Below are 22,232 nucleotides of genomic sequence, written 5' to 3' on the forward strand. Positions count from 1 at the left end.
TGAGCCTAGTTTCAGTATTCAAGCCTTGAAAGCTTATCCCATTAACTGAGTGCGATTAAAATCAGTCGAACTGGCTATGGCGGCAAACAGGCACAAAAAAGCAGAGAGCAAGCCCTCTGCTTTACGGCATCAATTTTATGCCTTCAATTTAGCCACAAAAAAACGCTTAATGTGTAATAAATTGATTTAGTAATGCACTTGGACGCATGGCAGCTTCAGCTTTTGCTGCGTCTAAACGGTAGTAACCACCTAAATCAACAGCAGGGCCTTGTGATGCATTCAATTCCGCCACAATTGCCGCTTCGTTAGATGTTAGCGACTCAGCAAGTTCAGTAAACTGCGCAGCTAATTCCGTATCAACAGTTTGCACTGAGACAGCTTGAGCCCAATACATGGCTAAATAAAAGTGACTACCACGGTTATCAAGCTCACCAACACGACGTGAAGGTGATTTATTGCTATCAAGGAATTGGCCGATAGCAATATCTAACGTATCCGCTAGCACCTGTGCTTTAGGGTTATTTGCCGTTTGGCTTAAATGCTCTAAGGAAGCCGCTAATGCCAAAAATTCACCCAGTGAATCCCAGCGTAAATGGCCTTCTTTCTCAACTTGTTGAACATGCTTAGGTGCACTACCACCCGCGCCTGTTTCAAATAAGCCACCGCCATTCATTAACGGCACAATTGATAGCATTTTAGCACTAGTGCCTAATTCAAGAATTGGGAATAGATCAGTCAGGTAATCACGCAGTACGTTACCCGTTACAGAAATAGTATCTAAACCTTGTTTAACGCGAGCGAGTGTCACTCGAGTTGCTTCTACTGGTGCAAGAATTTGTATATCCAAGCCGTCAGTATCATGATCTTGAAGATAAGCTTCAACTTTAGTGATTAATTGAGCGTCATGAGCACGCTTACTGTCTAACCAGAAAATTGCAGGCGTGGCACTTAAACGTGAACGTCGAACTGCTAACTTAACCCAATCGCGGATTGGTGCATCTTTTACCTGGCACATTCTGAAAATGTCACCAACTTCAACATTATGCGTCATCAACACCTTGCCAGCACGGTTAACAACGTTAACAACACCTGCTTGTGCAATTTCAAATGTTTTATCATGACTACCGTATTCTTCGGCTTTTTGAGCCATCAAACCGACGTTTGGCACACTGCCCATTGTGGTTGGGTTAAATGCGCCATTGGTTTTACAAAATGCAATTGTTTCTTGATACACACCGGCATAACAACGATCAGGGATCATTGCTTTGGTGTCTTTAAGTTGGCCATCAGGGCCCCACATTTTACCTGAAGAACGAATAGCTGCAGGCATAGATGCATCAATAATAATATCACTTGGTACGTGTAAGTTAGTGATGCCTTTATCTGAATCAACCATCGCCAATGCTGGACGTTTAGCATAAACCGCAGCAATATCAGCCTCGATTTCTGCGCGCTGGGCTTCTGGTAATGTGGCAATTTTTGCGTATACATCACCAAAACCATTGTTAACATCAACGCCTAATTCATCAAACAGCACTTGGTGCTTGTCAAAAACCTCTTTAAAGAAAACTTTTACAGCGTGACCAAATAAAATCGGGTCTGATACTTTCATCATTGTTGCTTTAAGGTGCAATGACAATAGTACATCTTCAGATTTAGCCGCTTCGATTTCTCGCTCGTAAAAGGCAACTAAAGCTTTGTTGCTCATTACTGCGGTATCAATTACTTCACCGGCTAATAAAGATAAGCCCGTTTTCAAAGCTACTTTTTGGCCATCTGCTTGGGTTAGCACGATATCTACAGTATCAGCATCAGTCAGGGTGACTGATTGCTCACTACCGTAAAAATCACCTTCATTCATATGCGCAACGTGTGATGCTGAATCACTTGCCCATTTACCCATTGAATGCGGGTTTTTCTTAGCGTAATTTTTTACCGATGTTGGCGCGCGGCGATCAGAGTTACCTTCACGCAATACCGGGTTTACTGCACTGCCTTTAATCTTGTCATAACGTGACTGAGATTCACGCTCTGCATCAGTCGATGGCTCATCTGGGTAGTTTGGTATGTCGTAACCTTTCGCTTGAAGTTCAGCGATACAGGCTTTTAACTGTGGAATTGACGCACTGATGTTAGGTAACTTGATAATATTAGCTTCAGGCGTATTTGCCATTAGGCCTAACTCAGTGAGTGCATCAGCAATTTTTTGCTCTGCAGTTAACTTTTCAGGAAAGTTAGCAATAATACGGCCAGATAAAGATATATCTCTAGTCTCGACTTTTACACCTGCAGCATTGGTAAATGTGCGGATGATAGGGAGTAATGACAGCGTAGCTAATGCGGGGGCTTCATCAGTTTCAGTATAAATGATCGTTGGAGAATTATCTTTCATGCTTTTTCCTACATTATTGAAATAAATAGTTTTTATAAATTATTATTGTAATAAGTATCTACCTAAAAAGACCTTTAATCTATTGTTAAAGTGTAATTTTGCGGCACAAATCCATATGAAATTTGAAAAATAAATAGTGGCTGCTTGTTTTTTAAAAACGGGTACAGATCACATTTTTAGGCCAACATCATAGACCATTATGTGCAAGATTCAAATTCCACTAAGGCCCAATGCCGAGTAAACTATACAAAATGAATCAATTTCATCATTAAAGGCTTTTATATGTCAGTCAATGGCAAACCAAAACGTTTCAGTAATAAATTTGCATCCCCAACATCAACTCGCCCAATGAAAAAAGGCTTTAAACGCCCAGTAGCTAAGCCAGTATCCGATCCCGTAATTGTGTTGTTTAACAAACCTTTTGATGTTTTATGTCAATTTACCGATGAATCTGGTCGCCAAACCTTAAAAGATTTTATTCCAGTAAAAGACGTTTATGCTGCAGGACGTTTAGATAGAGACAGTGAAGGCTTATTGCTACTCACTAATGACGGTAAACTGCAGGCGAAATTGACCCAGCCGAAAAAGAAAACCTTTAAGACTTATTGGGCTCAAGTTGAAGGTGAGCCAGATGCAGCGTCAATAAAAGCACTCTGCCAAGGGGTTGAACTAAAAGATGGCATGACCTTGCCAGCAAAAGCAAAAGTAATCGATGAACCTGCGGTTTGGGAGCGAACCCCGCCAGTGCGTGAGCGAAAGTCTATTCCAACAACCTGGTTAGAAATTCAAATTTGTGAAGGCAGAAACCGACAAGTGAGACGCATGACCGCGCATATCGGCCACCCTACTTTAAGATTAATTCGCTATAAAATAGGTCAATGGAGTTTAGATGACATTAATTGTGGTGAATATAAAGTCCACAAACAAGAAAGTTAATCTGTCACACAAGATTTTTAGGCAATAGGATAAGTCATGGTGAAACCACGTTATAAACCCAATACCACTGTTGCTTGTGTTATCCATTGTGATAATAAATTTTTATTAGTTGAAGAAATTATTGATGGTGAAGTGCGCTTTAACCAACCTGCAGGGCATTTAGAAGCCAATGAAACCATCATTGATGCCTGCATTCGGGAAGTAAAAGAAGAAACCGGATTAAATATTACTATTTCGGCACTCGTTTGCATCTACCAATTTAGTGCATCAAACGCATTGTCTTTTATGCGATTTACTTTTTGCGCACAAGTAAACAAATGCGTTGAATGCACCCCAATAGATCCTGCTATTAGTGCCTGCCATTGGTTAACTATAGAACAGGTAAAAGCCCGTCAAAATCAACTTCGCAGCCCATTAGTACTCAAATCTATTGAAGACTATTTACATAAACCCCACAGCCCATTATCACTGATTAATAGTGAACTGCAGATCATAGCCGCAACCAATAATGCATGATAGAATATGCGCCGCACATTTTGGAGATTTATAGGTTCATTTGTCAGCGCACTTGAAATGCACTAACGGCGACCACATTATGATCTCTAACTACCCAAACACTCATGGTTTCTAGGTTTTATGACATTAAGTACTCCCAATCCAAATGGTAAAAAAGTCATCGTTGGCATGTCCGGCGGTGTAGATTCTTCTGTTTCTGCGTATTTGCTTATGCAGCAAGGCTACCAAGTAGAAGGATTGTTCATGAAGAACTGGGAAGAAGATGATACCGATGAGTATTGTGCGGCTTCTGAAGACTTAAAAGATGCCCAGTCCGTCTGTGATAAATTAGGCATTAAACTTCATACAGTTAACTTTGCGGCAGAGTATTGGGACAATGTTTTCGAGTATTTCTTAGCGGAATATAAAGCAGGTCGTACCCCAAATCCCGATATCATCTGTAACAAAGAAATCAAATTCAAAGCATTTTTAGAATTCGCTGACGAAATTCTTGATGCTGACTATATTGCTATGGGCCACTACGTTCGCCGTTATGACAGTGCTGACGGAACTCAAATGTTACGTGGTGTTGATGGCAATAAAGATCAAAGTTATTTCCTCTATACCCTTAGTCATGAGCAAGTGGCTAAAAGTTTATTCCCTGTGGGCGAATTAGAAAAACACCAAGTTCGTGATATCGCCAAAGAAATGGGCTTAATCACCCATGATAAAAAAGACAGTACTGGCATCTGCTTTATCGGTGAGCGCAAGTTTACTGACTTTTTAGCAACCTACTTACCTGCTCAGCCTGGTGATATTGAAACCGCTGATGAAGGTGAAGTGATTGGTACCCACCAAGGATTGATGTACCACACACTAGGCCAGCGTAAAGGTCTGGGTATTGGTGGCTTGAAAAATAGTAACGATGATCCTTGGTATGTGGTTGATAAAGATTTAACCCGCAATGTGCTCGTTGTGGCCCAAGGTGGTAAGCATCCACGGTTAATGTCTACTGGCATGTTGGTCAATCAATTACATTGGGTTGACCGCAAAGGCCCAAGCGCACCAGCAAAAATTACCGTTAAAACTCGTTATCGTCAGCAAGATGTGCACTGCACTGTGACTTATGATGATGACAGTAACTTAAGGGTTATTTTTGATGAACCCGTTGCTGCGGTAACGCCGGGGCAATCTGCAGTATTTTATGATGGTGAAGTCTGCCTTGGCGGCGGAATCATTGATTGTTTAATTAGAGGATAGTCTGTGAGCCAAGTCTTATTTGAACGCACTATGGCGTTTGCCGGAATATTACAAGCTATTGCTCAAGTACAACATATTGCTCGTCATGGTGATTCAGATGAAAGCGCACTTGCTGCAAGTCTGAACACCATCATGGTCACAGATCCTGATTCTATTAGTGATATCTATACCGATAAGCAAGCACTTAATAAAGGTTATCAGCTCATTGAAAACCAATTGGGTGATGGTAATAGCAAGGATGTGGAAACCACCCGCTACCTTGTTGGTATGTTAGCACTGGAGCGCAAACTGGCTCGCTCAGCAAATGGCTTAGGCATGTTAGCTGAACGCATCAACCAAGTGCATCGACAACTACACCATTTTGCGATTACTGATGAACAAATCATCGCCAGTCTTGCCAGTATTTACAGTGATACCATCAGTGAACTGGGACCTAAATTGCAAATTTCTGGGAATCCAGCTTATTTACAACAACCGCAAGTACAACAAAAAATTCGTGCTTTATTGCTAGCAGCGATGCGCAGTGCCGTTTTATGGCGACAACTGGGAGGCAAACGCCGTCACTTAGTTTTTGCCCGTAAAGCCATTGTGGATACCGCTATCAGTAGCCGTAAAAATAATTAACGATTCACCCTACAAATATTCCAACTTACAATAAAAGTTCATCAAGGAGCTTCAAATGGATCTTTCTGCACTGACAGCTATCTCGCCGATAGACGGTCGTTACGGTAGTAAAACCACCTCTCTACGAGGTATTTTCAGCGAATTCGGTTTAACAAAATACCGTGTTCAAGTTGAAATTAACTGGTTAAAACTACTTTCAAGTTGCCCAGAGATTGAAGAAGTTCCGCCATTTAGTGAAGACGCATTAGCGTTACTAGATAGCATCAAGGATAACTTCAGTGAAGAAGACGCTTTGCGCGTTAAAACGATTGAAAGAACCACTAACCATGACGTTAAAGCGGTTGAGTATTTCATCAAAGAACAAATTGCAGATAACGCTGAATTAGTTGCAATCGACGAATTCGTACATTTTGCTTGTACTTCTGAAGATATTAATAACTTATCTCACGCATTAATGCTTAAAGAAGCACGTGAATTAGTATTAGCGCCTCAGTGTCTAGAAATTGTCAATGCGCTTAAGCAATTAGCAAGAGACAACAAATCAGTACCATTGATGTCACGTACACATGGTCAACCGGCTTCGCCTTCTACGCTGGGTAAAGAAATGGCTAACGTTGCCGTTCGTTTAGAACGCCAACTAGACCAAATCAATGCAGTAGAAATCATGGGTAAAATCAATGGCGCTGTGGGTAACTACAATGCTCACCTTTCTGCTTACCCAGAAGTTAACTGGCATGAGCTGTCACAACGCTTTGTGACAAGTTTAGGTATTAACTGGAACGCATACACCACTCAAATTGAGCCCCATGATTACATCGCTGAGTTATTTGATGCTATTGCCCGTTTCAACACCATCTTAATCGATTTCGATCGTGACATTTGGGGCTACATTGCATTAGGTCACTTCAAGCAACGCACTATCGCTGGCGAGATTGGTTCATCAACCATGCCGCACAAAGTTAACCCAATTGATTTTGAAAATTCTGAAGGTAACTTAGGTATTGCTAACGCGTTAATGCAGCATTTAGCCGCAAAGCTTCCTGTATCAAGATGGCAGCGAGATTTAACTGACTCAACAGTATTGCGTAACTTAGGTGTTGGTATGGCGCATTCATTAATTGCTTATCAAGCAACAATGAAAGGCATCAGCAAGCTTGAAGTGAATGAAGCAAACCTTCGCGCTGAGTTAGATAAAAACTGGGAAGTATTAGCAGAGCCAGTACAAACAGTGATGCGTCGCTACGGCATTGAAAAGCCATACGAGAAATTAAAAGAGTTAACCCGTGGTAAGCGTATCGACGGCGATCAACTTGCAGTCTTTATCGATGGTCTAGAGTTACCTGATAACGTTAAAGCTGAACTTAAAACAATGACGCCAGCCAACTACATTGGTCGTGCTGAAGCATTTGTTGACGAGTTAAAATAATCTTCCACTCAATAACAACTATTGATTGTTGAATAAGGATAGGCGGCAGTTCCATAAGGATTGCCGCCTTTTTTAATACTATGTATACATTAAATTTTGATACTGCTGAGTTCATCAGTAAATATTGGCAACAAAAACCTATAGTCATCAAAAATGCCTTTAAGGCATTTGAAGATCCAATATCGGCCGATGAACTTGCAGGCCTAGCCATGGAAGAAGATATCTCTTCTCGCATCGTTAAAACTGAAACCGATGACTGGAAAGTGATTCAAGGGCCGTTTGAAGACTATGACGAACATGGCGATGACAAATGGCAGTTACTTGTGCAAGCGGTAAACCATTGGTATCCGGAGTCTCAACCACTGGTTGAAGCATTCAGATTTTTACCTGATTGGCGTTTTGATGACTTAATGGTATCGTTTGCCACCCCACAAGGCGGCATTGGGCCACATATTGATAATTATGATGTGTTCTTGATCCAAGGAGAAGGGGAACGCCGCTGGAAAGTGGGCCATAATGGCGAACATCAATGCCGTGGTGGAGATCCATCAAGTCCATTAGTCGATGACTTTGAACCCATTATTGATGTGGTGCTCAGCAAAGGCGATATGTTATATATTCCGCCAGGCTACCCTCATTGCGGTGAAACCTTAAGTCTTGCAATGAGTTATTCTATTGGTTTTAGAGCGCCAAGTCAGCAAGAATTATTAACTGAGTTGGCTGATTCGCTGATTGATAACAGTGCTGGCCAACATAGATTTACCTCTAGCGAAGAAGCTGCAAGCCATGGCCTAGTCAGTCAAACTCAGCAGCAAGGGATCATGGATTTACTGGCTCAATTAGCAACTGATCCTGCCCAATACCAAACTATGCTAGGTAAGTTACTCAGCCAAAATCGTTTTGAACTCGATATCAATCCCTTTGAAGCGCCAATTTCAACAACAGATGTTAAGGAAGCCATTGAAGATGGCGCTAACATGCAACGTATTGGCGGCTTAAAGGTATTAAGCCTAGAGGCTGATACCCAAGCGCAGTTGTATATCAATGGTGAAGTGGTTTGCGCCGCAGGGATTGAACAAGACATCATCGCCGAGATCGCCAATAATCACCTACTCACTCAATCGCAGCTTCAAAACTGGCTCAATGATCAGCAAGTCATGACGGTATTAACCCAGCTTATCAATCAAGGTTGGTATTACTTTTCAGAGTAACCGTTAATTAAAGTGACATCTTAGCGCCACACTAATTTTCCTTTAACCAAAAAAAAGCACTCATCGAGTGCTTTTTTGGTTTATTAGTTATTCAAATTAATAGATTTTTGCTTGCCCTTCTGGACGGGTTTTAAGGAATTTCAAAAACCACATATATTGCTCAGGGTAAGCTTGAATAACTTGCTCAACCATTTTATTTAAAGCAATGGCTTCGTTATCCTTACCTTGCATATCTTCAGGCTTAACTTGCGGCATCACGGTCAACTTAAACTGGTAAGCTGCTTTGTCGTAACCAATTTTTACCGGTAAAACCTGCGCCTTACCTGCTTGCGCTAAACGCCCTACTACCGGTAAGGTGGCTTTTTCTGTTGCCAGCAATGGAGCAAATACACTTTGCTCAGGACCTAAATCTTCATCTGGTAAATAAAAGAAGCTATTATCTTGCTTTAATTCAGTGATTAGCGCGCGTATGCCCGCCTCTCGCATGTAAACGCGGCCATTCTTACTACTGCGTAGTCGATTACTAAACCAATTGAATAAGCCGTTATTATGAGCTTTGGCCATGGTAACCATAGGCAGTTCGATATTTAAACGCAGCCCGGCATAATCAATCGGCCATACATGGGGCATGATAAAAATAATCGGCTGGCCAGCATCACGCGCGGCTTGCACATGTTCAAAACCTGTAATACTGACTCGACGCCTTAGATGCGCATCTGAGCGAATTAATAATTCAGCTTGAGATACCAAGGTTAAAACAAACATATCGACGTTGGCGTTAATTAACTCATCCACCTCAGTCGCTGACTTCTCAGGAAAACATGTTTGAATATTGATACGCGCAATATTGATGGGTTTTTTCGCATAAGACAGTACCAGCTTGGCTAATAGTCGCGCTATAGGATCTCGCAACCAAGCAGGCATCACCCCAAACATAAATAACACCATAATGGCTAGCCATGTACCCCAATATTTCGGGTGCAATAAAGATAGGGTAAAGCGACGATCGAAATGTTTTGCTTGTCTAGCCAAAAGAAACCTCAAAGATTACATTAACACAGTGAAACAAAGAGCCTAAGGAATTGGCCATAATACCAATTTATCAGCGGGACAACATCTGAATATTGTAAAATTGCTACTTTGAATCTTGCTTAATTTGTTAAAATAAAAAAGCCACTCAATGAGTGGCTTTTTTATTAAACAGTGAAACTACTTCTTTTCAGCATTTGCTTCTTCAACACGTGTTTTGAGTTTTTGTCCCGGACGGAACGTCACTACACGGCGAGCTGAAATAGGAATATCTTCACCAGTTTTTGGGTTCCTTCCCGGTCTTTGGTTTTTATCGCGCAAATCAAAGTTTCCAAAGCCAGATAACTTGACCTGCTCACCACTTTCAAGTGCTTCTCTAATCTCTTCAAAGAAAGACTCAACCATCTCTTTGGCTACACGTTTATTCATGCCAAGTGTTTCGAAAAGATGTTCTGCCATTTCGGCTTTGGTAAGTGCCATACTTTTAATCCCTCAACAATGCGTTGAACTCGCTCTTAAGTGCCGAGACAACTGAATCAACAGTTTCAGTGATGTCTTTTTCTTCAAGTGTACGAGTAATGTCTTGTAATGTAAGTGCGATTGCAAGGCTCTTTTTGCCAGCGTCAACACCTTTACCCCGGTATACATCGAACAAGTTTAAGCCAACCAACTGATTTTCGCCAACTTTTCTTATCAAATCCATAACATTAGTTGCAGAAACTTCTTCGTCTACAACGACTGCAATATCACGTCGATTAGCAGGAAACTTAGATACAGCCTGGGCTAGCGGCAAACTGGCTTGCAGTAAAGCGTCCAGTTCTAACTCAAAAACAATTGTTTTGCCATTAAGGCCAAAAGGCTTCTCCAAACTCGGATGGATAGCACCTATAACACCAATGACTCGATTATTTCTCAATATTTCAGCACATTGCCCTGGATGAAGAGCTGAATGTGTTGCACTTCTAAAAGTAAATTCAGAAGTCGAAACTGTCAAGCCGATAATTGATTCTAAATCGCCTTTTAAATCAAAGAAGTCGACAGTTTTAGATTCCATAGACCAATGTTCATCATTTTGAACACCAGAAATAACCGCGCCAATCATCGCTTCTTGTCTAACGCCAGAATCTGCTTTGGCATCAGGTACAAAGCGTAAACCGGTTTCAAATAAACGTACGCGACCTTGTTGACGGCTTTGGTTATAACCTACACAAGTTAATAAACCCGTGAACATCGATAAACGCATCGCTGACATTTCAACCGAAATAGGATTCGGTAAAATCATTGCTGGCTCATTTGGATGAACAATGTTTTGTAACTTAGGATCAACAAAGCTATAGGTCACCGCTTCTTGGAAACCGCGCGCCACTAATACACTGCGCACTTTGCTTAATGGAATATTCGCTTCTTTGTGATCAGACATACTTAATGAAGCAACAGGTGCAATATTTGGGATATTGTTATATCCATAAATACGGGCAACCTCTTCGATTAAATCTTCTTCAATGGCCATATCAAAACGATATGTTGCCGTGGTCACATTCCAAGCGTCAGCAGTTACTGCAACAGTAAATCCAAGACGCTCAAGAATTTCTGTTACATCAGTATCAGGAATATGATGACCTAGAATTTTGTCTAACTTGCTGCGACGCAAAGTGATTTGAGCCGGCTTAGGTAAATGCGCTTCAGACACTGCTTCAGCAACAGGACCTGCTTCACCACCACAAATATCAAGTACTAAGCGCGTAGCTCGGTCCATCACTTTATGTTGAAGCTCAGGGTCTACACCACGTTCAAAACGGTGTGATGCATCTGTGTGTAAGCCTAAGCGACGCGATTTACCCATAATGGCTAAAGGCGCAAAGAATGCGCACTCTAATAAAATATCTTGGGTCTTTGCAGTTACGCCTGACGCTTCACCGCCAAATACACCCGCTAAGGCAACGGCTGCTTTATCGTCAGCAATCACTAGGGTGTCACTTGGTACTGTAATTTCGTTACCGTCAAGTAAAGTAAGCTTTTCAACGCCGTCGCTTAAACGCACTTGAATAGCACCATTTAAGGCTGCTAAATCAAACGCATGCATTGGCTGACCATATTCAATCAATACGTAGTTAGTAATATCTACAATGGGATCGATTGAGCGAATACCGCTACGACGTAACTTCTCTTGCATCCATAAAGGCGTTGCTGCCGCTAAGTTTACATTCTTAACCACACGGCCTAAATAACGAGGACAGGCATCTGCTGCAATAACGTTAATTTCAACTTTATCATCGATAGTTGCAGTAACAGGATCCCACGTCGGCTCAGCAACCGCTTGACGGTTTAATACACCAACTTCGCGCGCTAAGCCTGCCATACCTAAACAATCTGCACGGTTAGCGGTTAAATCAACGTCGATGATGGCATCGTTTAGTTGAAGATATTCACGGATATCTTTACCAATCGGCGCATCTGCAGGTAATTCAATAATACCGTCACTTTCGATATCAATACCGATCTCACCGTATGAACACAACATACCAAATGATGGCTGGCCGCGTAGTTTGGCTTTTTTAATTTTAAAATCGCCAGGTAGCACTGCCCCAACCATTGCTACCGCAACTTTTAAGCCTAAACGGCAGTTTGGTGCACCGCAAACGATATCAATTAACTCATCGCCGCCAACATTAATTTTAGTTACGCGTAATTTGTCAGCATCTGGATGCTGACCACACTCAACCACTTCACCAACAATCACACCGCTAAATTCGGCTGCAACGGCATCAATACCGTCAACTTCAAGACCGGCCATTGTGATTTGGTGTGATAATTCTTCACGGCTTACAGATGGGCTAACCCATTCACGAAGCCAAGATTCACTGAATTTCATCTTTATATTGCTCCGTTATTTGAATTGCTTAAGAAAACGTAAATCGTTTTCAAAGAAGGCACGTAAGTCGTTAACACCGTAGCGCAGCATAGTCAAACGCTCAACACCCATACCAAAAGCAAAACCAGAGTATTTTTCTGGGTCGATACCGACACTGCGAAGGACATTAGGGTGCACCATGCCGCAACCTAATACTTCAAGCCACTTACCGTTTTTACCCATAACATCAACTTCAGCTGAAGGCTCAGTAAACGGGAAGTAAGATGGACGGAATCGCACTTCTAAATCTTCTTCGAAAAAGTTACGTAAGAAGTCATGCAAAATGCCTTTCAGCTCTGCAAAGTTAACTTTTTCATCAACTAACAAACCTTCCACTTGGTGGAACATTGGCGTGTGAGTTTGATCGTAGTCGTTACGATAAACACGACCTGGAGAAATGATACGCAAAGGTGGCTTTTCATGCTCCATGGTACGAATTTGTACCCCTGAAGTTTGCGTACGCAACATCACTTTTGGATTGAAATAAAAGGTGTCATGATCAGCACGAGCTGGATGATGCTCAGAAATATTCAATGCATCGAAGTTATGAAAGTCATCTTCGATTTCAGGACCATGCTTAGTGGTAAAACCAAGCTCGCCAAAGAAAGTTTCAATACGTTCAATCGTACGTGTTACTGGGTGTAAACCGCCCATTTCAAGCGTACGACCTGGTAAGGTTACATCGATTTTATCTGCGATAAGTTGCGCTTCTAATTCAGCAGCCTTTAAGCCTTCAATACGCTCAGAAAGTTGCTTCTGTACCGCTTGCTTAGCTTGGTTGACTGCTTGTCCAAAGGCAGGTTTCTCTGCTGGACTTAAGCTACCCATCATTTTCATCATGTCAGTGATCTTACCTTTCTTACCAAGGTAGTCGACACGGATATCATCCAGTGTCTTTAGATCACTGGCCTTACCTATTACTTCTAAGGCTTGTTCTACGATCTCTGTTAACTGCTGCATTTTCTCATCCACTGCATTTTTGCATATCAAATGCTATTGGGCGCCTGATTATCAGGCGACATAGTAGTCTAGGCACAAAGTCAACTTTATGCCTAAAGCATGGGGGTAAAACAAAAGCTGGAATTTTACGTTAGCTAAGCTTAATTTACTAGCATTTATTACGATTTTATTGAGTAAAATGCGGCATTTAAATTAAATCGAATTTATATTTCCGATAGTATAATTTAATACAAATTAACGACCTATTAACTTAAGCGCCATTTATGAGCAGCAAATGCTTATAAGCTAATCAATCACCTTGAGAACCAATGAACATTATTACAACAAGTGATAGTAAATTATTGAATTTTTTACAAATACCAAGGGCTAATACGATAACAAAAAAGCTCACTGGCAATGTTAAATACCAGCGAGCTTTTATGTTACCAACAAACTAAATTCGCAACTTAAACGACAAAATTGTGCAATGGCTAATAAGTTATCACCATTGAGAGCGTCTAGCGGTTTTTTTCTAAACGCGCTAACAAACTTGAAGTATCCCAGCGGTTACCTTTCATGGCTTGTACTTCAGAATAAAATTGATCCACTAAGGCAGTAACTGGTAACTGGCTACCATTACGACGCCCTTCATCTAAAGCAATAGCTAAATCTTTACGCATCCAGTCAATGGCAAAGCCAAAGTCATACTCACCTTGCCACATGGTTTGATAACGATTTTCCATTTGCCAGCTTTGAGCTGCGCCCTTGCTGATCACCTCAACCACTTTTAAACCATCAAGACCTGCACTTTTAGCAAAGTGTAACCCTTCGGCAAGCCCTTGCACCACTCCTGCGATACAGATTTGATTGACCATTTTGGTTAACTGGCCCGCGCCAACCTCCCCTAATAATTCTGCGCAGCGACTATAGGCCTCAATGACCGGTTTTACTTGGTTAAAAACGGCTTCTTTTCCGCCCATCATCACAGTTAACACGCCATTTTCAGCACCGGCTTGACCACCTGATACGGGCGCATCTAGAAACTCAACCTCTTGCTTAGCAAGCACGGCTGCCAGTTCACGAGCAACATCGGCAGATGCGGTGGTGTGATCGACCAAAATTGCCCCAGCTTTTATCCCATGAACAATGCCATCTTCCCCTAAAACCACTTGGCGAAGATCGTCATCATTACCCACACAAGTAAACACGATATCTTGCTCTACTGCCGCAAGTTTTGGGGTCAATGCTAACTCACCAGAATATTGCGCTGCCCATTGCTGCGCTTTTGCTGTGGTGCGATTATAAACCGTAACTTGATGCCCTTGGTTAGCCAAATGCCCTGCCATTGGGTATCCCATCACGCCCAAGCCGATAAATGCTACTTTAGCCATATCATTCCTTCGTTATTATTGTGGTTGTTTATTAAAAATAGTGTTGATTGTGCTACAAGCCAAAACGAGTTAGGCTTTATGAGTAAGCGATTGAATTTTGGCTAATACATTGATTACAAAGCCGGTTTTACATGGGCTTCCATTTCAGAGCCAATTTTTTTGCGCATATCCATTAAACGTAATGCTGAATCCCTCAAACGAATATCATCATCTGTTTGGGGGACCCACTCAGGTACTGATGTAGGTTTACCATCATCATCAACTGCGACCATAATCACGATACAATGGGTAGTAAGATGACGTTCAGGCTCTTTAGGGTCACCCGCTTTAACCGCTATACCAAAATGCATGGACGATGTGCCGGTATAAATAACTTTGGCGCTTACTTCAACAATATTGCCCACATGGATAGGCTTTACAAAACGAATACCACCAGCATAAGCGGTAATGCAATATTTACCACTCCAACCTGCAGCACCAGCATATGCAGCTAAATCAATCCATTTCATCACCGCGCCACCATGCACTTTGCCGCCAAAGTTCACATCTGCAGGTTCAGCTAAAAACCTTAAGGTAATTTCTCTTTCTAATCCGGCCATAACGACTCCTAATTCAGCTAATTAATGTCAGTTTACGATAATTAATCAAAGAAATGAGTAAAAATTATGCCTAAATGAAAATATTTGATGAAAGAGTACTTAATTGCTATTTGGTAGTTCAAAAAAATACTGCTGAGTTTCAAAAAACAAAAAAGCACAACTTAAAAAAGTTGTGCTTACTAAAACTGACACTATAAAGGGTTAGCTAATGGGTGGCTCTTGAATTACCACTGAATACATCAAAAACGATAACCTAAATTTAAAGTAAATGAACTTCTTGTTTCACCTTTATTGTACAGCCCTGTCAAATTTAAATGACGACCTATCTGTTTATTAAAACCCACTAAATAAGCCCATTGTTCTAACCCTACACCCACATCAAAAGTAAAGTCTTCACCGGTTCCCAATATATCGCCTAAATTACCAGTCATCGAAGGCTTAAGGCCTTGATATTCTGCGCCGATAAAAATTTGTGCTCGCGACTCAAGGAATTGATAACCAAGCATTGGCTGGATAGTCACAATACCATCTCCCCAATCCTGGCCATCAAGACGAGTTTTAGAGTAAGTTGCAGTAACAGATGCAAAAAATTCTTTATAACCGACAGAAAGCGTTGTCCCCAAACCTGCCAGATCATATTCTAAATGTAGCGGCACTTCGACTCTTCCTGGTGAGCATAAATCAGCGCCCTGATTTTCTAATAAACTGCATGCCAAACTGCCACCGATAACCCCGAGCTTATCTTCAAACACATCTTTAAGTTTTCCGGTATATTGGGCATCAACGACTGCATCCACATTCACCTTGCCCACTAAAGCATATATATTCCAAAACGGTAAAATATTGACATCAGCTCTGAATGAATAACTTTCAGCATTAACAGTGCCAACTGAGCTCGATGGATCAAACCATTCATCCAAATCTACCCCCATAATATTAAAACTATCAAAACCAAAATCCATATCTTGATTTCGATAAGCGACCGAAAAACCAAATGGCAGTGGCACATCAATACCTTGCTGGCGAACTAAATCACTCATTAACGGAAAGAGTCTATCTAAATCGACCTTTTCTTCACGAATGCGCGGATCAGAAACCATTTTTAATGACGCTTCATCAAAAACTAATGCACCATGTTCATCATCATAAAATGCCACGGGCTTGATAGTTGCGTGATAACTTGCTTCTTTGTTACCTTTTTTACCAGTAGCGTGAATCACTTTATTTGCAATGGCTGTGTGTCCGTTAACCAGTGTCATTAAATCAACTTCTTGACGATAATGTTCGACACTAAACGCATCAAAATCAAATGGTTTTGAATTGGTCATGACCATTTTGGTTGCAACACCATTTACTACAGTAAGCTTAACCCGCATAAAACGAAAATAAGCAATATCTTGCGGTAAACCATATTTAGAGTAATTAAAGCTTATTTCTATTTCATTGGCAGATATCTCATCAACAACGACGGAAGACTTATCATAACTTTCCATGTAATTTTTCAAGCGATATTCTGTTTTAGTTATTTGTTCGATAGTTTTTATGACATCCTCATTATCATCTAATTTAGATTGGTCATATTTAATTCTCAGATCAATATTACCGCGAGTATCTGTACTTTGAACCAAAAACACATCTGAACTTTTTACCTTATCGCCGACTTCCAAGGTTCTAACCACACGCTCAACTTGCTGATCACCTAGTGACAGCGAGCTTAAGCCTAATTTCAAAATATCTTCTGAAACGCCGTATTGTTGAAAAACATTTTGCTCCGCTGAATTAATGAGTTGTTTGTTGTTTTTATCTTCAACAAAAATACTTTCCTGCGCATAACTTACGTTTGAGAGTGTTAACAATATGGCTATTGGTATTGCTTTTAGAATACAGCGAGAAGTAGAAAAATGATTAAGTGAACAAAATAGCGTTTGATTCATTAATAGTACCCTTTGAAAGCCAATCTATGGCAAATAAGTTATCGAATCATTTCCTGATTCAAATTTCGGAAAAACATAATGCAAGTTCAGCAAACGTTATTGGCTAACGCGCTTTTTCCGTTCAATGGGAATATTGTATGTGTTTATTTATTAGATATTTAATCGCTATTGATGGATTAAACCCTACATGAATAAAAACCACTACTGAGATAAACAGCAAATCAGCATCAAAATTACCTAAGTAGATAAAATAAAAACGGATCAAAACCAATAGAAGGATTAGGGGGTTAAACTGGAATTATATATAAAAGAATGTAAATTCGAGGCTATTAATGACGCTCAATGCTGTATTGAGCGTCATGAGGAAATCTTATTTCTCTTATTTGAGCATAAATAATTGATTATAGAAACGTGCAACAATCACGGTAATCATTAATATGACCAGTATCAGCAATGGCGTATTAATGTCATAACTAGGCGTTAAATGTAATGCACTCATAGTCATTACCATAAGTAAATTGCCACCTAGCATACGCACTAGCATCATTGCAGGCTTTGGAAAAAGTCCCCAAATGAGGAAAACGTTAATCATATAAAAACCAACTAACTGCCAAAGCTCTGTAAATGCGGGCATTATAAAAATATATTGCAGTAAAAAAAACACTCCCCATAGCAGTGCAGATAATATCACCTGCTTCATTAAAGGAAATGGTAAACTGACTGTTATATTGGCAAAAATTGAACCAAACATAGGGATAAAAATACCACCAGGTAAGGCAAAATATATCCATGCGCCATAACAAGTTGAGGCTATTGCAACCGCCTTTATAACTCTGTTAATTCTCACTTTCAATAAATTTTCTTTTACAGCCTCTTTCGAGTTTTGGGGCTTTATGCTCTCTTGCTTCCAGTAGTTAGCTAAAATTTCAACATCTAACTTTTCGCCATTAATGGCATTATCAAGCATTTTAATTTCTTGGGAAAAATAACCTAACTGTTGCAACTTATCATCATTGGGTTTATCACTGGATAACCACTTGATGGTGGATTTGCTATGCTGCAGAACGTGAGAAAAACCATCGACTATGACAGTCCATTTATCTTTTTCATGTTGAAGTTTATAACTGGAACTCAATGGCATACTGATCAAGTCACTTAATTTATCAATCAGTAATTGTGCATCGACTAATAAGTCTTGAATATTATCATGATGAGCACTTTTTGCAGCCTCGTTAAGCGCGTTATCTATTTTATGAAAAGCATTTAACGCAGAGTCAACGCTGCTAAAGAATAAAGATTCAGTGTTTAAAGGCCAAATAAAACGATAAACAATTGAATAAACTAGCACTCCAAGTAAATTATCTTGTATTCGTAAAACCGCAATATCAAATGAAGCTTCACCATTAAAGCCTCCCATTACCGCAACAATAGTGCACACAGTAAAGCCCATGGTAAATGCATAACCATAACGCAAATTATCAGCAAACCACACGCTAACAGCCAAAAGCAACAGTAAACAACCAATGAATAACATCGGAGTCTGGGCAAAAAAGCTCACCAGAAATAACGCCACACTAACGCCGCAAACTGTACCTATAAGGCGGTTTTTACCTTTGTGTAAGCCATGCCCAAGAGTTTCATTTGAAGCAATGGCAATAACGGTAATAGCAGCCCAATACGGTTTTTCCCATTGAAAAAACAATGCTAAGGCAATTGCTATACCGACAGAGACAGAAACTTTTATCGCTTCCTTAACGGGTAAACTGAGCATACACATTCTCACTCTATAAAATTTAATGCTTCAGAATTTTTACCGATGCCGTCATACCAACTCGCAGCTGAATATCTTCAGGTAACTTATCAAGTTTTATCTTAACTGGAATGCGTTGTGCTAAGCGGATCCACTCGAAATTCGGGTTCACATTAGGTAGTAACGAATTGCCGGTACTGCCATCAGTTTTCGAAATGCCGTAACCAATACTTTGTACTTTACCTTCTAAAGTGACTTGGTCATGCATCATTAATGTGACTTGGGCTTTATTATCAATAGCCACATCTTTTAAATCAGTTTCTTTAAAAAAACCGTCAATCCAAAAGCTGTTTTCATCAATCAAAGCAACAACAGGCGAATTAGCAACGACTTGTGAGCCTACTCGATAATTCAAATTAGTAATATAGCCATCTGTTGGTGCAGTAATTTTAGTGTAAGCTAGATTTAATTTAGCTTCTGCCACTTGGGCTTTTGCCATTAACAAGTTCGCTTGTGCGGTTTCAACTGCATTTTGTAGATTATTAAGGGTTAACACTGACTGAGCACCAGGGGTTAGCTTTTCTAATTCAATAGCACGACTAGACTCGTTCTGAGCCTTACGAACTAATGCTTGTGATTGCTTTTCAGTTGCTACCGCTTTTTGTAAACTGGTTTGGTATAGGCTAGCGTCAATCTCAAAAAGCACATCACCTTTTTGTACATGACTATTATCAATGACATTAACTTTTACAATTTGACCTGTCACTCGTGGGGTTACTTGGATAACATAGGCTCTGACTTGACCGTCTCTTGTCCAAGGATTATCAGTGTAAGTTTGATACTGACTATACAAAACACCTATTGCCGCCGCCATCAGCAACAGGGTAATAAAATAACGTTTAAACATTGGCGTTACCTACTTAAAATATGGAAATAAATTGGCTAATTAAGCCGATAAAAAGAATAACCATAGACAATTCAACTATGGCCGGAGCTGCGACATATTTATGTAAACCAATTTTAGTACCAATAGCGGTAACTACGCCGGTTAATATATATGCCATAGCGGCAACCAGTAATAATGGCGGAAAATACACATCACCGATTACCACTTCATGGGGCATTATGCTCATACGCCTATCACCTAAATAATATTAACTATTTAAAAAACATTGACTTAATGTCTTCTTACTCATTTATGCATATATTTTAATGGCGGCAGAGAAAATCTTGTAATCATCTATGATGGATCTCACCCATCGAAATCTATAAACAATTGTTTTTATGTGTGATAAATTGTGATTTAAGTGACGGTATAACCCCAAATGCATACCACATCGCATTTTTCATTATTTGAAGAGACAACTATGAACTTTAGTTTGGAACAACTTCTTGCCTTTGTAACTGTCTATGAGCAGAAAGCTTTCAGTAAAGCAGCGGTGAAACTGGACAAACATCGTACAACTATTGGCCAAGTCATTAATAACCTTGAAGATCAATTAGCCATTACCCTGTTTGAACGGATCGGTAGAACCGTTGAACCGACTGAAGATGCAGTACTACTTTATAACTATGCCAAACAGGCTATTGAGCAATCCAAAACCTTTGACCAAGTGGCCATGAGCTTGGCATTTGGTGAGCTTAATTCAATTACAATTGGGTATTGCAGTTTTATACCGCAACAAGTGATATCTGAGATTAGAAAACAACTGCTAATTGACAGCCCATCATTAAAAGTTAACTTCCTCGTCAGAACCAAAAATGATATTAAAGTGGGAATACAAGACGGCAGTATTCATTTTGGAATTGTGAATATATACGAAAGCAAAGTGCTAAACAGCATCGATCATACTTTTTTATGTAACATGTCATTTGCCGCTTTCACCAACAAAGACGCTGACCTAGCAACACTAAACTCTGAAGCAACCTTGGCTAAAATGAAGACTAGCCGTCAGTTTATCTTAAAATCCATGCTTGATGATGATATGAGTAAAAAAATCATTGTCTCCTCCAATTATGAAGTGGTAGATCAACTGACTCTCATCATTAAAATGGTTGAAGAAGGTCTTGGGTGGAGCATTTTCCCATTGTTAATCAATTCCATGGAATATACTGCACACGATCTTATACCGATAGAAATAGAACAAATACAAGACGCATTACAAGTACCTATATCACTTTGGAACCCACACTCAAAACAAATTATGCCGGCCAAAAAGTCTATCACATCAGCCATAGCTAACTATATAAATAGAGTTAGATCCAAATAATAGCATCATATTTGTATTAGTAGCCTCTGCATTAAGAGGCTTTCATCCCTTTAGTTATCTTCAGCAACTTCAATGCAGGGTTTCATCCTTCAAATGAGATTGTCTATAAAACTGACTGCACTTTATTATGACTGCATAACACCACACTGTATTGATTATCGTTGGTGATATTTTACCAAGGGTGAATATCCCTACTATGTAATTAATATATACAGTAATGAGTATTGTTGGCATAAATCGCTCCAAAATAAAGTAGTCATAATTATGGAAACAATTGAAAATTTATTTCATTCCAACCCATACATCACTTTTGTTTTAACATTAGTAATAGGTTTTTTAATCGGCTTAATTAGCATGCACAGAGTTGTGTTTGGTATTCTGGCTAGTTTTATCGGTGGTTGCATCACCATCACACTGCTTCATCTCCATTTAGAGCCAGAACTTGGTGTACTGCTATTGGGTATATTTATCTATATCATTGGTTTTTTATCTGGCTCTAAATATACAGAGAGTAAACTCTTGTTAATGGATCCATTTAAGCCAAAAAATATCAATACCACTAAAAATATTGTTTCTCGCTCATTTGAAGTAAATAACGATAGTACGGTCGTCGATAAAACCTTGTTACAACTTAATGAGGCAGCAATTGATGTGAGTTTTGAATTAACCTTAAGCCAAAACCTTGATAAACAACAGCCTGATATGATTGCAGCAGGTGATATTGTGACCATTACCGGACCTAATAATGCACTTTATTATTATGATGATAATATCATTGGTACTGAAATCGCTATTGATGATAGCAACATTATTGAAACGACATTTGAATACGTGATTAAGCCTAACCACTTAGTTGGTCTGTCACTAAAAGCGATTAAAAAAATGCTGAATGCCAATACCGACAGTTCAGTATGTATTACAGCACTTGCCAGAAATAAATTTGATATGTTGATTACTCCTGATCTGATAACTGAAGAAGGCGATCATATTCAATTAGTGGGTAAGAGTAACGACATTGAGCGAGTACAGCAGCGACTAATAAAACTGTAAGCTTTAATTAATTTA

At 39.9% G+C, this 22,232-nt stretch carries 19 protein-coding genes; 8 read left to right on the forward strand and 11 right to left on the reverse strand.

Features of this window, described 5'->3' with window-relative positions:
• Positions 1-166: 166 nt before the first annotated feature.
• Complete coding sequence (locus Q4591_RS02525) at positions 167-2,392, reverse strand: NADP-dependent isocitrate dehydrogenase (protein WP_102437872.1); 2,226 nt, start codon at positions 2,390-2,392, stop codon at positions 167-169.
• A gap of 282 nt (positions 2,393-2,674) precedes the next feature.
• Here Q4591_RS02525 and Q4591_RS02530 point away from each other — a divergent pair, with 282 nt between their 5' ends.
• The 6 genes from Q4591_RS02530 to Q4591_RS02555 all read left to right on the forward strand — a co-directional run bounded on the left by Q4591_RS02530 (position 2,675) and on the right by Q4591_RS02555 (position 8,344).
• Positions 2,675-3,328, forward strand: coding sequence for an rRNA large subunit pseudouridine synthase E (locus tag Q4591_RS02530; RefSeq protein ID WP_102477245.1), 654 nt, complete (start codon positions 2,675-2,677; stop codon positions 3,326-3,328).
• A gap of 39 nt (positions 3,329-3,367) precedes the next feature.
• A complete protein-coding gene (locus tag Q4591_RS02535; protein WP_102437909.1) occupies positions 3,368-3,844 on the forward strand; it encodes an NUDIX hydrolase in 477 nt (158 codons plus the stop codon).
• Between the two features lie 120 nt (positions 3,845-3,964).
• Positions 3,965-5,083, forward strand: a complete 1,119-nt coding sequence (gene mnmA / locus Q4591_RS02540; protein WP_102520013.1) for a tRNA 2-thiouridine(34) synthase MnmA — start codon at positions 3,965-3,967, stop codon at positions 5,081-5,083.
• Between the two features lie 3 nt (positions 5,084-5,086).
• Positions 5,087-5,707 (forward strand): high frequency lysogenization protein HflD, encoded by a 621-nt coding sequence (gene hflD / locus Q4591_RS02545; RefSeq protein WP_076536241.1) that lies wholly within the window; start codon positions 5,087-5,089, stop codon positions 5,705-5,707.
• 55 nt (positions 5,708-5,762) lie between these two features.
• Positions 5,763-7,133: an adenylosuccinate lyase gene (gene purB, locus Q4591_RS02550; RefSeq protein WP_102437878.1), complete on the forward strand. Its 1,371-nt coding sequence runs from the start codon at positions 5,763-5,765 to the stop codon at positions 7,131-7,133.
• 80 nt (positions 7,134-7,213) lie between these two features.
• Positions 7,214-8,344 (forward strand): cupin domain-containing protein, encoded by a 1,131-nt coding sequence (locus tag Q4591_RS02555; RefSeq protein WP_102477243.1) that lies wholly within the window; start codon positions 7,214-7,216, stop codon positions 8,342-8,344.
• A 96-nt stretch (positions 8,345-8,440) separates the two neighbouring features.
• On the opposite strand, the gene lpxM is transcribed toward Q4591_RS02555, so the two are convergent.
• The 10 genes from lpxM to Q4591_RS02605 all read right to left on the reverse strand — a co-directional run bounded on the left by lpxM (position 8,441) and on the right by Q4591_RS02605 (position 20,030).
• Positions 8,441-9,376 (reverse strand): lauroyl-Kdo(2)-lipid IV(A) myristoyltransferase, encoded by a 936-nt coding sequence (lpxM, locus tag Q4591_RS02560; protein ID WP_102437882.1) that lies wholly within the window; start codon positions 9,374-9,376, stop codon positions 8,441-8,443.
• A 177-nt stretch (positions 9,377-9,553) separates the two neighbouring features.
• Positions 9,554-9,853, reverse strand: coding sequence for an integration host factor subunit alpha (ihfA, locus tag Q4591_RS02565; protein ID WP_102437883.1), 300 nt, complete (start codon positions 9,851-9,853; stop codon positions 9,554-9,556).
• Between the two features lie 4 nt (positions 9,854-9,857).
• Positions 9,858-12,245: a phenylalanine--tRNA ligase subunit beta gene (gene pheT / locus Q4591_RS02570; RefSeq protein ID WP_303459215.1), complete on the reverse strand. Its 2,388-nt coding sequence runs from the start codon at positions 12,243-12,245 to the stop codon at positions 9,858-9,860.
• A gap of 15 nt (positions 12,246-12,260) precedes the next feature.
• Positions 12,261-13,244: a phenylalanine--tRNA ligase subunit alpha gene (pheS, locus tag Q4591_RS02575; RefSeq protein WP_076536230.1), complete on the reverse strand. Its 984-nt coding sequence runs from the start codon at positions 13,242-13,244 to the stop codon at positions 12,261-12,263.
• 497 nt (positions 13,245-13,741) lie between these two features.
• Entirely contained in the window at positions 13,742-14,614 is an 873-nt protein-coding gene (locus tag Q4591_RS02580; protein WP_102437887.1) for an NAD(P)-dependent oxidoreductase, read from the reverse strand.
• Between the two features lie 113 nt (positions 14,615-14,727).
• Complete coding sequence (locus Q4591_RS02585) at positions 14,728-15,213, reverse strand: acyl-CoA thioesterase (protein WP_102437889.1); 486 nt, start codon at positions 15,211-15,213, stop codon at positions 14,728-14,730.
• A 239-nt stretch (positions 15,214-15,452) separates the two neighbouring features.
• The gene (locus Q4591_RS02590) at positions 15,453-17,147 is read right to left on the reverse strand and encodes a hypothetical protein (RefSeq protein ID WP_198589307.1); all 1,695 of its coding nucleotides are present in this window, start codon (positions 17,145-17,147) and stop codon (positions 15,453-15,455) included.
• Between the two features lie 379 nt (positions 17,148-17,526).
• On the reverse strand, positions 17,527-18,924 hold the full coding sequence (locus Q4591_RS02595) for an FUSC family protein (RefSeq protein ID WP_303459218.1): 1,398 nt from the start codon (positions 18,922-18,924) through the stop codon (positions 17,527-17,529).
• Positions 18,925-18,940: 16 nt separating this feature from the next.
• Entirely contained in the window at positions 18,941-19,804 is an 864-nt protein-coding gene (locus Q4591_RS02600; RefSeq protein WP_102437893.1) for an HlyD family secretion protein, read from the reverse strand.
• 13 nt (positions 19,805-19,817) lie between these two features.
• Complete coding sequence (locus Q4591_RS02605) at positions 19,818-20,030, reverse strand: DUF1656 domain-containing protein (protein ID WP_102437895.1); 213 nt, start codon at positions 20,028-20,030, stop codon at positions 19,818-19,820.
• Positions 20,031-20,264: 234 nt separating this feature from the next.
• On the opposite strand from Q4591_RS02605, the gene Q4591_RS02610 reads away from it, so the two are divergent.
• Together Q4591_RS02610 and Q4591_RS02615 are read left to right on the forward strand one after the other, a co-directional pair.
• Positions 20,265-21,167 (forward strand): LysR family transcriptional regulator, encoded by a 903-nt coding sequence (locus Q4591_RS02610; protein WP_102477239.1) that lies wholly within the window; start codon positions 20,265-20,267, stop codon positions 21,165-21,167.
• Between the two features lie 354 nt (positions 21,168-21,521).
• The gene (locus Q4591_RS02615) at positions 21,522-22,217 is read left to right on the forward strand and encodes a TrkA C-terminal domain-containing protein (RefSeq protein ID WP_157936432.1); all 696 of its coding nucleotides are present in this window, start codon (positions 21,522-21,524) and stop codon (positions 22,215-22,217) included.
• Positions 22,218-22,232 lie beyond the last annotated feature (15 nt).

The organism is Shewanella sp. 3_MG-2023, assembly GCF_030548765.1.
Taxonomy (GTDB): domain Bacteria; phylum Pseudomonadota; class Gammaproteobacteria; order Enterobacterales; family Shewanellaceae; genus Shewanella.

What these genes read in the sequence shown, in the direction of transcription:
- Q4591_RS02525 (WP_102437872.1), bottom strand. Translation starts at nt 2,392, where the DNA reads ATGAAAGATAATTCTCCAACGATCATTTATACTGAAACTGATGAAGCC.
- Q4591_RS02530 (WP_102477245.1), top strand. Translation starts at nt 2,675, where the DNA reads ATGTCAGTCAATGGCAAACCAAAACGTTTCAGTAATAAATTTGCATCC.
- mnmA (WP_102520013.1), top strand. Translation starts at nt 3,965, where the DNA reads ATGACATTAAGTACTCCCAATCCAAATGGTAAAAAAGTCATCGTTGGC.
- purB (WP_102437878.1), top strand. Translation starts at nt 5,763, where the DNA reads ATGGATCTTTCTGCACTGACAGCTATCTCGCCGATAGACGGTCGTTAC.
- Q4591_RS02555 (WP_102477243.1), top strand. Translation starts at nt 7,214, where the DNA reads ATGTATACATTAAATTTTGATACTGCTGAGTTCATCAGTAAATATTGG.
- ihfA (WP_102437883.1), bottom strand. Translation starts at nt 9,853, where the DNA reads ATGGCACTTACCAAAGCCGAAATGGCAGAACATCTTTTCGAAACACTT.
- pheT (WP_303459215.1), bottom strand. Translation starts at nt 12,245, where the DNA reads ATGAAATTCAGTGAATCTTGGCTTCGTGAATGGGTTAGCCCATCTGTA.
- pheS (WP_076536230.1), bottom strand. Translation starts at nt 13,244, where the DNA reads ATGCAGCAGTTAACAGAGATCGTAGAACAAGCCTTAGAAGTAATAGGT.
- Q4591_RS02580 (WP_102437887.1), bottom strand. Translation starts at nt 14,614, where the DNA reads ATGGCTAAAGTAGCATTTATCGGCTTGGGCGTGATGGGATACCCAATG.
- Q4591_RS02585 (WP_102437889.1), bottom strand. Translation starts at nt 15,213, where the DNA reads ATGGCCGGATTAGAAAGAGAAATTACCTTAAGGTTTTTAGCTGAACCT.
- Q4591_RS02590 (WP_198589307.1), bottom strand. Translation starts at nt 17,147, where the DNA reads ATGAATCAAACGCTATTTTGTTCACTTAATCATTTTTCTACTTCTCGC.
- Q4591_RS02595 (WP_303459218.1), bottom strand. Translation starts at nt 18,924, where the DNA reads ATGTGTATGCTCAGTTTACCCGTTAAGGAAGCGATAAAAGTTTCTGTC.
- Q4591_RS02600 (WP_102437893.1), bottom strand. Translation starts at nt 19,804, where the DNA reads ATGTTTAAACGTTATTTTATTACCCTGTTGCTGATGGCGGCGGCAATA.
- Q4591_RS02605 (WP_102437895.1), bottom strand. Translation starts at nt 20,030, where the DNA reads ATGAGCATAATGCCCCATGAAGTGGTAATCGGTGATGTGTATTTTCCG.
- Q4591_RS02610 (WP_102477239.1), top strand. Translation starts at nt 20,265, where the DNA reads ATGAACTTTAGTTTGGAACAACTTCTTGCCTTTGTAACTGTCTATGAG.
- Q4591_RS02615 (WP_157936432.1), top strand. Translation starts at nt 21,522, where the DNA reads ATGCACAGAGTTGTGTTTGGTATTCTGGCTAGTTTTATCGGTGGTTGC.